This window comes from Komarekiella delphini-convector SJRDD-AB1 (genome assembly GCF_014831675.1).
In the GTDB taxonomy this organism is placed as follows: domain Bacteria; phylum Cyanobacteriota; class Cyanobacteriia; order Cyanobacteriales; family Nostocaceae; genus Komarekiella.
In genome coordinates this window covers 1-11952 of the sequence record NZ_VJXY01000062.1, presented here as the reverse complement: position 1 = coordinate 11952, position 11952 = coordinate 1, and the positions used below count along the sequence as shown (strand labels likewise).

The 11952-nt window shown below is 40.1% G+C and carries 9 protein-coding genes and 1 pseudogene; 4 read left to right on the top strand and 6 right to left on the bottom strand.

Annotated features, from left to right (window positions below):
* Window positions 1-557 precede the first annotated feature (557 nt).
* Entirely contained in the window at window positions 558-1151 is a 594-nt protein-coding gene (locus FNW02_RS32400; RefSeq protein ID WP_191761542.1) for a hypothetical protein, read from the bottom strand.
* Between the two features lie 252 nt (window positions 1152-1403).
* Here FNW02_RS32400 and FNW02_RS39145 point away from each other — a divergent pair, with 252 nt between their 5' ends.
* Window positions 1404-2141, top strand: a complete 738-nt coding sequence (locus FNW02_RS39145; protein ID WP_225226066.1) for a hypothetical protein — start codon at window positions 1404-1406, stop codon at window positions 2139-2141.
* A gap of 30 nt (window positions 2142-2171) precedes the next feature.
* Here the strand turns inward: FNW02_RS39145 and FNW02_RS32390 are convergent, their stop codons facing one another.
* Window positions 2172-3335, bottom strand: a complete 1164-nt coding sequence (locus FNW02_RS32390) for a ParB/RepB/Spo0J family partition protein (protein WP_191761541.1) — start codon at window positions 3333-3335, stop codon at window positions 2172-2174.
* Window positions 3335-4198 carry a ParA family protein gene (locus FNW02_RS32385; protein WP_225226065.1) on the bottom strand — a complete coding sequence of 288 codons (864 nt, stop codon included), beginning with the start codon at window positions 4196-4198 and terminating at the stop codon, window positions 3335-3337. The genes FNW02_RS32390 and FNW02_RS32385 overlap by 1 nt, the downstream gene beginning before the upstream one ends.
* A gap of 637 nt (window positions 4199-4835) precedes the next feature.
* Between FNW02_RS32385 and FNW02_RS32380 the strand changes: the two genes are divergently transcribed.
* The gene (locus tag FNW02_RS32380; protein WP_191761540.1) at window positions 4836-6038 is read left to right on the top strand and encodes an AIPR family protein; all 1203 of its coding nucleotides are present in this window, start codon (window positions 4836-4838) and stop codon (window positions 6036-6038) included.
* Window positions 6039-6146: 108 nt separating this feature from the next.
* Here FNW02_RS32380 and FNW02_RS32375 read toward each other — a convergent pair whose 3' ends face one another.
* Window positions 6147-7016, bottom strand: coding sequence for a P63C domain-containing protein (locus tag FNW02_RS32375; protein ID WP_191761539.1), 870 nt, complete (start codon window positions 7014-7016; stop codon window positions 6147-6149).
* Between the two features lie 1060 nt (window positions 7017-8076).
* Here FNW02_RS32375 and FNW02_RS40010 point away from each other — a divergent pair.
* On the top strand, window positions 8077-8520 hold the full coding sequence (locus FNW02_RS40010) for a helix-turn-helix domain-containing protein (protein WP_348535485.1): 444 nt from the start codon (window positions 8077-8079) through the stop codon (window positions 8518-8520).
* On the top strand, window positions 8496-8954 hold the full coding sequence (locus FNW02_RS39720) for an IS630 family transposase (RefSeq protein ID WP_263627842.1): 459 nt from the start codon (window positions 8496-8498) through the stop codon (window positions 8952-8954). The genes FNW02_RS40010 and FNW02_RS39720 overlap by 25 nt, the downstream gene beginning before the upstream one ends.
* 191 nt (window positions 8955-9145) lie before the next feature.
* On the opposite strand, the pseudogene FNW02_RS32365 reads toward FNW02_RS39720, so the two are convergent.
* Window positions 9146-9520, bottom strand: a pseudogene (locus tag FNW02_RS32365) (cation:proton antiporter); the annotation flags it as partial.
* Window positions 9521-9723: 203 nt separating this feature from the next.
* Window positions 9724-11418, bottom strand: a complete 1695-nt coding sequence (bicA, locus tag FNW02_RS32360; RefSeq protein ID WP_191761538.1) for a bicarbonate transporter BicA — start codon at window positions 11416-11418, stop codon at window positions 9724-9726.
* Window positions 11419-11952 lie beyond the last annotated feature (534 nt).

Sequence of the window (11952 nt, the reverse complement as noted above, 5' to 3'; positions counted from 1 at the left end):
AACTTTTTTCCTGACATCTCCTATATCTTTTTTCGGTGACTCTGTTAATGACACAAACCGCATATAACCTCTACTAATCCTTGGTGTCCCAATAAACTTGCCAAAAAAATCCTTATTGCTCGATAAAATCCACCATGTCCCCCATCCCCAAAACGTTATAAATCCTGTCCCTAGCCATCCGATCTTTAATAGGTGATAGAACAAAAATATATTGACCATTGCTATGCAAGACCACGGAAATATTTGCTCTGTTGAAAACGGGCCAATTTTTGGTTGAATCCCTAGCGTTCGATTCACTACCCTAAATTTCTTGTTCAACATCTTTTTAAATAGGGTGTAGGAGGTAGGGTGTGGGGTGTAGGGGGTAAGGGGGTAGGGTGTGGGGTGTAGGAAAAAATTAAGAAAATTAGAAACAAAGCATGAACATTCATAATCTTCTTCGTCACTACCACCATGCAACCCCACATCCCACACCCAAAAGCCTTATAGATAATGCTTTTGCGCTTAACAAGCGTGCCATTCCCCTACACCCTACACCCCACACCCTACACCCTGTACTACCCAGCTCCTCCTGCAACCAGTCCCGTCAAAATGTCCGCAGCAAATACTGCCACGACCATAATAAATGGAGTTCTCGCTGGCGTTGCCCAGTCTTCATCCCGCCTTACTGCCTGGATGATATTCACTATTGATATTGCTATGTACAACAAAAACAATGCACGTATAATGTTGAACACTGTCTCAATTGTTTCTTGAGTCTGTGTGTTCCCTGCCGCATTCGGAAAGTTCGTTACTAGCCAGTCTTCAGCATTGTTGAAAAACTGTGCCGAGGCTGGCGCACTCGCAAAATCTAACACAAATACAAATGCCAGCAAACAGAACAATATCGCATACAGGTTGACGCCGTATTTTCGCTGCTTACTGTCGATTCCGCTTAGAACAAGAGCGAACTCTTTCTGGAATGTTACAGCTACCGCCGTCACGATAATCAGTCCCCCCATCATCATGTTGTGCAGCGACATTTCTGCAATCATTAATGCTCCAGCTACACCCATCAGCGCCACCGTGTTGCGCTCCGCCGCAATTCTTCGCCTCGATTTTGCGGGCATTGCCACTGCATCCGAATATGTTTGCATATCTTCAAATACCATCTTTATTGGTTGCATCCAATGCCTTAATTAAACTTCTTTTAGAAGTTGGGAAAAGGAGAATGGAAAAAGGCTATTGGGTCTGCATCTATTATTCGCTCTCTTACCATGAAAAACCACTTACCCAGAGCCAAACTTTCCCCTAACTTTAGTTAATTGTTTTACCTAACTTTAGTTAACATCTATTGCTCAACACCGAATCTAGTTTAAGCTTATGGGTTAAGACCAAAGCTGGACAGGGTAAGGCAATAGCTAATGCTTGATTATTGGACGGCGAGTGCTGCGTTTTGGCTGGTAATGTTTGGAGTACAGGAGTGGGTACTACAATTCCAACTGGGTTATCTCGGTCGCTACTGGACTCTTGCCAGCGCTGCTAGCTTATTCCTTGGCTTTTTGCTCTCTGCGCTGGTTAGTCTGCCACTAATAATCAATTTGAAAGTAGATCCATTCACTTTCCCAGGTAATGTTATTCTTTGCGCGATTGCTGCCATCTTCTTTGGTGGGTTTCTTGTCCTGGGACAATGGCTAATACTACGTCAGACTGATTTGACACCGAGGATTTTTGCGCCCATTAATACACTAGTTGGAATCCTGATTTTCGCCCTACTGGTGTACTTCAATGAGCCTAACCTAGAGTGGAGTGGTGGGCCCATTCAAGGCTGGAAAACTGCCCTCATTTTTCTGGCTGGAGGTGCGATTACCGGAGCAGCCACAGGCAAGGCTTTGGATTTCTACTGTAAACGGGTCGAGCAGCGGCTAATTCAAATAGAGAGGGAGAGAGTCGAGAAAGAAACCCAACACAGAGAAAGGCTGGAGCGGGAACGCCTGGAAAAGCAAAAGCAAGAGAGGGAAGTCCTGGAGAGGGAAATGATAGAGAGAAAAAGAATACAGAGAGAAATGGCTTTAGAAGAAGAACGAAAGTGGCTTGAAGAACACGGGGATGAAGATTATGAATATGACGAAGATGAAGACGAGGATGAGGAAGAGAAGTAATAGTTTTTTAACTATAAACTTAGGCTTTTTCTAACTTAGATTTTCAATTTCCTGTAACTTTTCTTGAAGAACTTGACGTAATTCGTCTATTCGTTTTCGTCCTAATTCTTTGGTATTAATTAACTGGATAGCTTTAATAGCTTTATCCATTCGTTTATTCTGTATAGCTTTAGAATCAAGAGCTTCATGTTGCAAGAGTATTTCTTTAACAAGTATTTTAATCTGGCTCAAAGGCAATTTTTCTTGAATAGCTTGCTGAGTTGCTTGAGTACGAATATTTCTAGATTCTGTTTCATCAACTCTCAGCGCAAGAGAGGAAAGTTTGTTCAACTCTCTTGCTTTACTACTGTCTAATCCTTCAGAGCGAATTGCATCTTTAAGGTCTTCTGCCAGCTTGAGTAGGGGGAAGATATTGTTGTTAATCGATACCGGATTTAGTTGTAGCCCTAGTAAAACTGAAACAAGTTTTTTTTCTTCTAGTTGCTTAAAATCAGCAGTTTCTAACCACCGCTGTTGAGTTAATAAATCAGCGTCTTTAATTAAAGCAAGCTCTTGAAGATTTTTACTACGTATTAATCGATTAATAAATGCATTTAGAAACTTCGGAATCTCGTTTTCTTGAAATTTTAACTCAGGGTATTTATGAATAATTAATCGAATTAAGGCACTAGCTAGGTCAAGGTCGTGGAGCTTTTGTGAATGAATACTGGTTACTAACTGTCCTTCAAACACCAATGTCTCGTCCTGTGCATCCTCTTTAGCTAAAAACACAGCTTTAAGAGTTTTCTTATCAGCTAATGGTGCTGCTCTCCATCGAAGTTCTCCATCAAATATTTTGTACCGTCCATCCTGTTGTGGAATGATCACAATTGGATTTTTCTGTCCCTGCCGACGTAAACTTTCCGCTCGTTCTTGAATCACTACCTGTGGAAAAGTTTGTCTAGGTTGGGTCGGGTCAGGATCAATAAGATTAATTGCAATATCATGTATTCCTCCGTGAACCGCGAGTTCATCTGTAAGTTTTTCAATTTCTAGCTCTAATGCATTTTTTTCTTCTAGACTAAGTGCATTCGCTCGTAGTTGTTTGATTTCCTCTTGAAGATTCTCTACCTGACTTTTAAGTTGGGATATTTGCTGAGATTGTCCTGCCTGCCCGAATAACTGAGTAATCTCCACAGGTTTCTTATTTACCATCAAAACTCCTCTGTCATCAACTTGATCAATCTGTTTACAATTGGAGTAAAGTCTTCACTAGCATCATACCCAGGACGATACAGGTGTAAAGGCAGTCCTGCACCACTCGCTTTCAGGTAATAGTTTGATTCTCGTATGCAAGGGAAACATTGGATTCCCATATTTTGTATTAGGAACGGTAAGGTTTTAGTAGTGTCAATGTCAGTTCTCGGCTTTCCTTTTTTATCTAGCCCTAAAATATCTCGGTGCGCTCCAACATCATATAAATCCACTCTTGTAGGAACAAATCCTAAAATTTCAGGTTTTGGTTGGAGTCTCAAATCATCTATTTTGGTATAAAACCAATCCAAAAATCCAGCAAAAGCTCCTGTATCTTTGTATTCCGGTTTTATAGGGACAAGTACGTGTGTGCTTGCAGCAAGCGCCATCAGCCCCATTGGTTCTAAAGAAGCAGGAGTATCAAAGATAATCAAGTCGCTTTTCAAGGGAAAGTCTTCCAATCTATCTTTTAAGGTGTAATGACGACGATTATAGTTGTATACTTCACCGATGCTGTCTTCTAAGTATTTACCACCTTGGATAGCTGTCACAGTAGAAATGTGTTCAGACCAAAGTTGAACCAAAGGGTAATCCCCTTTAAATGTTTTTTTTAGTACAGCCGCTAGAGATTGCTCCATTGAGGCAGGCGTCAGCCTTGCAAATATACATAGTGAGCCATTTTGGTCAAGTTCTATCAAAGTTACTTTATAACCTTTTGCGCCAACAGCATACGCTAAATGTGTTGCCATTGTAGTTTTACCTGAGCCGCCTGCATTACTGGCAATGATTAATCGGATTTGGTGTCGAGCAGCTTTCTTTTTCATAGGCATCCCTTTTAAAACTTCTAAATTCATCAGCTCCAGCTAACTATCTAATAGGAGGCTGGGTTCACTTAAGAAAAGGAAAGAGAAAAGTTTTTGAGCTTAACTAGAGATTTGTACCAAGTAGTTTTGAATTAAATTTAGTCTTTGGGTACTAATATAGTTAAACTAACGTTAGTTTCACATAGATCGGACAAAACTAACGTTAGTTTAACTTATTGTAAATAGAACTTACAAACTCTAACAGGTTTCCGATTATCTACAAAAGCTTTAATTCTCTCCTTTTGCCCACATTCTCAAACTATTTAACTAAACAAGCATTTTGTTGTATTTTATACCTTAATACTCTAATCACTTGGGTGCTGTGTTGTTAGTGATCGTATTTTTAAACTATCCTAATTATTATTAATAATAAATTATTGAGAATTACACAAATACTGGCGCGATCGCTTATTGAGACTAGCACGATCTATCCATTAAAGCATCAAGCTGTTGAACATTTAATTTGCATATCGTTTGCAGACATAACTCTTGCGGAATGCGAAAGGCATTATTGGTCTAGCTCTGACTCTTGTTTCTCCAAACTCTCACGCCAACAGCGTTAATATAGTCAAATTGAGCTTCATCACTCCCACAAACTATGCCAAAAACTTGGAGTCTAAAAGTAGACAGTTGTTTTGATGCAAATCCACACTGCATTATCGCCACTGCTCATGTAGACACGTTCCCAACAGACCTACCCTTAGAACCCAACATCCGCGAACCAAATCGCAAAAGTGCAACATACAAACAAATCTTTGATTCTTTGACGACTCAACCCGAAAAATTCTTCGAGCGACATAGTGGAATTGTGCTGTGTACCAACAAAGTTAAACCCAACAAAAATAAAACCTCACTGGAATTAGAGATTTTAGAAGCCTGCGAGGGTGGCAGTGATGGCATCATCAATGGCGGTCATACGGTTTTAGCATTTGAGCAAGCTAAAAATTACAAATATGACCTGAGCCTTGCCAGAGTTAAAGTTACCATTCATATTGGACTTTCTGAAGAATCAGCTAAAGATATCGCGCTGTCCTCAAATACTACTGCCCCTGTGGATTCTCGCTCTAAAGTTAACGCCAGAGGTGATTATGAATTCATCAAGCACTATTTAGCTTCCTTAGAACGAGCAGAAGACAGAAAATTCCGAGTCGCCTATTACCAAAACCAAAGCGGCGCTCCTAGAAATGCTCAGTGTAATGTTAACCACTTGTTCAAATTAATTAACTGCCTTGATAGAAATAGATACAATCCTGACGCCAATAAAAGAACCAAGCACCCTACGGGTACGAATACTCCAAGTCACATCACAGACACGGAGAGAGAAAGACTAACTCTTTTACTTCCTTTACTTCCCAAAGCTCTATGGATTGAGCAAAGACTGTACGAAATCGTCGAAGAACATATCAGCAACCCCAGAAGAAAGGGTGTTAACGACCTAGCCTCAATCGATACACGCAAAAATACTCTGCTTCTCGACAGCAAGTACTCGTTTGGGTTCGGCGCGCCAACTGACCTTGCATTACCGATAATTGCGTCCTATCGGGTGTTCTTGGACGAGAATTATAACTGGATTATTCCTTTTGACGAGTTTGCAGAAGATTTTTTGCAACATTTGTGGGTTAACTATTACCGTAAATACTTGGTATCGGAGAAAATAGCAGGGAATACGGTGGGAACAAGAATCTGCCGCAATCAAGAAATTTGGGAAAGCTTGTATATCTCAGCCCAAAGTTATCTCAATCAGCATTTAATGAAAATGGTCAATTCCACCAAGCGGCAAGAATTGACCCTGACTTCCTGACGGGAATTTAATCGCGGGTATTAGTTAAAAATTGTCTACTTCAGTCAAGTTGTGCGATCACTTTTATATGCGGTAAACCTATATAGGCTTACCGCATAGCTCAGTTAACTATTCTATCTGCCAACCATCAAACAAATTTGGCTGATCTACTCCATACTGCCGCCCAACTAGCCGCCGTAGTTCATCCACAGAGTTAGCCGACTTCATCAGAATTAGCACTGATGTGACGTGTGGGGATAGTCTTTGTTTGGTTTCTTCCGAGAGCATCTGATGTATTTTGTGTTTCCTGCGTCCGTTTGGAAGTGCTGGGTTAACGACATCGAGCTTGGCTTTCTCCTCTGGTGTCATCCAACCATAGATAAACTCCCAATAGTACAGCCCGTTTCTGATACTCTTCTTATGCAGCTTGGTAATCCTTGCCAAGTGCGACTCAAACTCTGTCTCAAACATCTTCGTCCAAGGGCGCGGTGTATCGAGAATACGGCAATCATCTGCCCGTCGCTGTTCGACTGTCCGCGACTCTCCCCAAACTTGCTCAAACCTGCTGATGAGTGAGTCTTCAGACAATGCATCAATCAGCTTTTGAGCTTCAGAGTTTCCCTGCTTGTCAAAATAACGCCAAATTATTCTGACATCTTTCAACGACCACGTTACGGCACGCGTTACTGTATTTTTAACCGTATATTCCGCATGAAGTGTAACGTGATTTAGCCCTTGCTCTATCAGGCTTTGGTAGACGCGAGGCAAGCTAAACTGTAACCTGGTCAACCAGTTTTTATTTATACCGATTGGCTCAAGTATGTGATTCTGAGACATCCGATATTCTTTTGTCTCAACAATCCTAATAGCATCAAACCGATAGCTACCAATGTACAACTCAACGGCTTGGGCTGCGGCAAAATCTTTATTAGTCATTATTGCTTTGCTCCGCAAAGATTTCACCAACTCCTCGCGCAGCGTTTGTGTAATAAATTGCATCAATTATTTCTGCAATGGAATCATCCTGACAATCCCAGCTAGGCAGTTACAGATCAAATTTGATTTCTATGCTGTGTGTTTTTATACAAAATTTTCTTGATGAATAGTAAATGTCCCTCTTAGGGTGATCACTATACACAATAAAACTATTTTAAAGTCAATTTATTTAATAACGCTTCTCTGCAAAGCGGCTAAATTTTTGCAAGGACGAATATGCACCTCAATAGATATGATTATTCTGAGCTTGTACGTATTATTGATTTATTTTTAGATAGTCAGTACGGTGAGGAATGGCACAGATTTTGCGAGAATTACATGACACTAAAAGATACAAGTGAGAACCTTGAGGAGTTTCCTAATGTGGAAAACCAAGATACAAATGAAGATCTAGAGGAGAATTAAAAGAAAAATATCGCTTATCTTTTTGAGCTAGTAAGTCAGAGGTCAAAGGTCAGAAGGATCATCCTCCTGACTTCTATTGAATTCCAAATAATCCCTATTTTCCACTAAAAAGTAGTAACTTCAGCAAAGAATTTAACTTGTGCCTTTAAGTATTCAAAAGTTTCTACTGACTTAAAAACCAACGACTTTTGTGTTTTTTCGTAGAATGTCAAGATCAGAAGATTATTCTTGACTCTCCAACTATCCAAAAATCCGAAATCTTAAGCTAAATCTAGATAAAAACAAATTTCCTCTCTCAACATTAACTTACGTTGTAAATGTTGGGCAAGAGTCATAGCCGTAGATGAAGACATATCCATAGTAGGGTTGCTGAATCAATATGATTTTCAATTCAGCACTAGCGCAGCCGATTAGAATAATTACTCTAACAACGGAGGAAATGTAATCGCATTGTCGCTTTACACAAAGCGATTATATAGGAGTCCTATTTGATTTTTGAACAAAACTACGAGAAAATACGGAGAGCGTATAAGTCTAACAAGAAACAATGATAAACCAGCATTTACAAACTGCGACACTCGGACAGGGAGTATCCAGACGATAGTCAGCAGAGGGAATAGGACTTCATGCGATCGCGGAACTACAAGATTTTATCGCTGTGCATCCAGATGCGCCAGAGGTGAGAAAAGCGTTGGCAGTCAAGCTGGTTTATCAAGGCTACTTATATGATGAAATCCAAATAATTCTAGAGGTGTCAAGAGGTTCAATAACAGGTTGGAAGCAAGCTTATGAGCAGAATGGAATTGACGGATTACGGCAAAACTACAAAGGTAGAAAGAGTTACCTGAATAAGGAACAGCTTCAAGAAGTTTTGAGTTGGTTACAACAAAAAGATTGTTGGGAGCTGGGCGAACTCGAATATAAGTTAGCTTTTGATTACGACGTGGTTTATGAGTCCAAACAAAGTTACTATGACCTGTTTGAAAAAGCAGGAATTAGTTGGAAGAAAACAACTGCGTTAAATCCCAAAGCCGATGAGAATGCTGTAGCCGCAAAAAAAAAGAGATTGAAACACTCTTGGCAAACCACCGTGAAGAAATAGAAACAGGACAGTTGAAAGTCTTTTTAATTGATGAATGTCATTTGATGTGGGGAGATGCCATCGGCTATGTCTGGGGAAAAACCGATCAAGAAATAACGGTTCCAGTCGTAAATCAGCGAGATAAACAGACATACTATGGAGCAATTGATTATATCGAACGAGAATTACTGCTCAAAGCCTACGATACAGGTAATTCCCAAAATACGATTGATTATCTTCATTATTTGATCGCCCAGTCTCCAAAGCAAAGATTGCTGATTTTTTGGGATGGTGCTAGTTACCATCACTCTAAGGAAATTCAAGGTTTTTTGGATGAAGTTAATCAAGGTTTGCAACCTGACCAATGGAAAATACATTGCCTTCGCTTTGCTCCTCATTGCCCAGAACAAAACCCCATAGAAGATATATGGTTACAAGCTAAAACATGGGTTTAACGTTTTTGTGCATTGATTCCAACCTTTTCTCATTTAAAGTGGATGGAAGAAGTGGTTTATCCGCAACACTACCTTTGATTTTACTACTCTTGAAATGTACGGTGCTTTTGCCAAAAAGCTGGTTTCCTATTAGACTTTTGTATTTTCAGTATTCTCTCTTAGTCTTGTTCAAAAATCAAATAGGACTCCTATAGTTCGGCGAGAACGGAAACAACTTCACTCTGAGTTTGAAAGATTGAGGTGACTGCATCAGGAGTGAGATTGTTAATAAATTGTAAGATAGTCATGATAGTGGAGTCACTAGCAGCTATTCCACTGTCAGGAAATACTACTAAATGGAGAGCAGAAGCACCAACAATTACCCCACCGACTAATTCTCCTAAAACAGGAGGCAAGTCTATCATTCTAGATAATTTACCACCAATTTTACTAGCCAGATAAATGACTACTAAACTTAGCAATACTCCAGTCAAGACAATGGGAGCATATTCGGCTTCGTTAGTTGTTGCTAGTAGAGGTAAATTTAAACAAGTAAATGAATTAACAATTAGTTCGGTAAAAATCATGTTTTTCTTTGTGCTCCTAATGCATTCTTCAAACGAGCAAAGTAATTCGTAATTTACAGCAGAATTCAGCAGGCTTTATGGTTAATTACTAACTTAGGTTGTATACTTTACCAAGATGAAAGCTGCTGTAATTATTAATTACGAATTACGAACTTGTACTGAGCGAAGTCGAATACTGAGCGAAGTCGAAGTATTACGGATTACTAATAGGTGTCAGTGACAGTATTAACCCCAAAAGTATTAGCAGTTGCATGAGGATTAACTAAAGTAACTGCGTGTTTAAGTGCCTCTACACGCTCGCTAAACATGTGATGCTGCGGAACGAACCTCAAAATATCAAACTTTTCTAAACGTCGTTGGACTTTGCCGGTTGCACCAACAATCAACACTTGCCGACCTTGTTCGCTGGCATCTTTGATCGCATTTTCGATTGCTAAAGAAGCAGTCACGCCCAACATTGGAACATCGCTCAAATCGACAATCAACACATCAGAGTCAGCCATTGCTGAATGTTCGCGTGCGATCGCCTTCGATACGCCAAAAATCATCGGCCCGCTCAAGTAAAATAGCAAGACACGTCCATTAGCTAAATCGAGCAATTTTTTCTCTTCGTCATTCAAGATAATTGCATCATCAGTATCGCTAATGGTCTTTACTTCCTGAGCTTGTAATTCCGAAAGGCGATCAATAGTTAAGATGTTGGCAATAAAAACTCCCACGCCGACAGCAACAATCAAATCTACAAATACAGTCAAGAACAATACACCATACATGATGATTGAGCCTTTGAGCGACACCTTATGAGAGCGTTTCAAAAAGCTCCAATCAAGAATGTCAATCCCCACTTTGAGAGCAATACCAGCTAACACCGCCATTGGAATCGGTTGCGTGACACTCGCAGCCCACAAAACTACAACTAATAAAATGATTGCACGAGTTAAACCAGATAAAGCTGTACTCGCACCAGTTTGGATATTCACTACAGTTCCCATCGTGGCACCAGCACCAGGTAGCCCACCACACAAACCAGATACTAAATTACCAATACCTTGACCAATCAATTCTTTATCAGATTTGTGTTCGGTGCGAGTTAAACTGTCTGCAATTACCGCCGTTAAAAGAGTATCAATACAACCCAACATCCCCAACATTGCCCCATCAACAATCATGATTGTGATTTGGCTTGGAGTAAAAGTCGGCATTTGCAATGTGGGCAGTCCAACGGGAATTTCACCAATTCGTTTAATATCCACACTGCCGAAGATAGTCAAAGAAACTATGGTTCCGATAATTAATGCCACCAATTGCGGGGGAGCAAAGCGCTTCAGCTTGGTTGGCATGAAGAAAATAATTGCCAGTGTCAGCAAGCCTAAAGCTGCTTCCGCAGGATTAATATTACTTAATAACTGAGGTAGGTTCTGCACTATCCCCAGTACGCCACCTTTCGGATTTGGCTGGCCAACAAAAGGAGCAATCTGCAAAATAATTAGAATTACCCCAATCCCAGACATGAAGCCAGAAATCACACTGTAAGGCATGAGGGTAATGTATTTACCCAACTTAAATATCCCGAAGAAAATCTGGAATATTCCCGCTAGCATAACTACCGTAAATGCCATTGCCAAGCCACTTTCTTGGTTAGCTGCGGTCATGGAACTGACAATAGCAGTCATAACTACAGTCATTGGCCCAGTTGGCTCAGAAATTAGGGTTGGCGTGCCGCCAAATAAGGCTGCAAAAAAACCTACACAAACCGCACCATAAAGACCAGCTACAGGCCCAGCACCGGAGGCAACACCGAATGCTAAGGCTAACGGCAGGGAAACGATCGCAGCAGTTACACCACCGAATAAATCGCCCCGCACGTTTCTAAAATTGATAGTGTTAGTCAGTGCCATACTGGGGTTTTGGTTATAAAAATAGCAGAAATTGGGTTGGCAAAAATTACCAACTACTTTGAATTTATTCCATGTTTTATACTAATAAAACATCACATAAATAACCTTTAATTCTTTGTAAAGCAGCACAACATAGCGCTTTCTTACGTAGATATTTGCTAAACACAAATCCTTAGCAGAGAAGGCTTAGGTAAAAGATATCTCGAAAATTTGATTATAAAAACTTACACTAATTGTAAGTTTTATTTATTGCCAATTAAAATGCAGCTAACAATAACCTACAGCGTTACATGTCAATTTTGTTCATTTATTAGCATTAATATTAAAAAAATATTAAATTGCTGTCATAGATAAAAAGCTATGCTTGTTGGCTGATTGATTGCTGGGTCAGGAGTCAGGGAGGCGAGCAGGGTAAACGCATCTAAGTATAGTACATAAATACTAAGAGAGATAAAGGCAGCGATCGCTCATGGTATAGAGGTTGAGCAATAAGGCTTTGATGGTAAAGTCATTGTAAAAGTAGCAATATTGCCC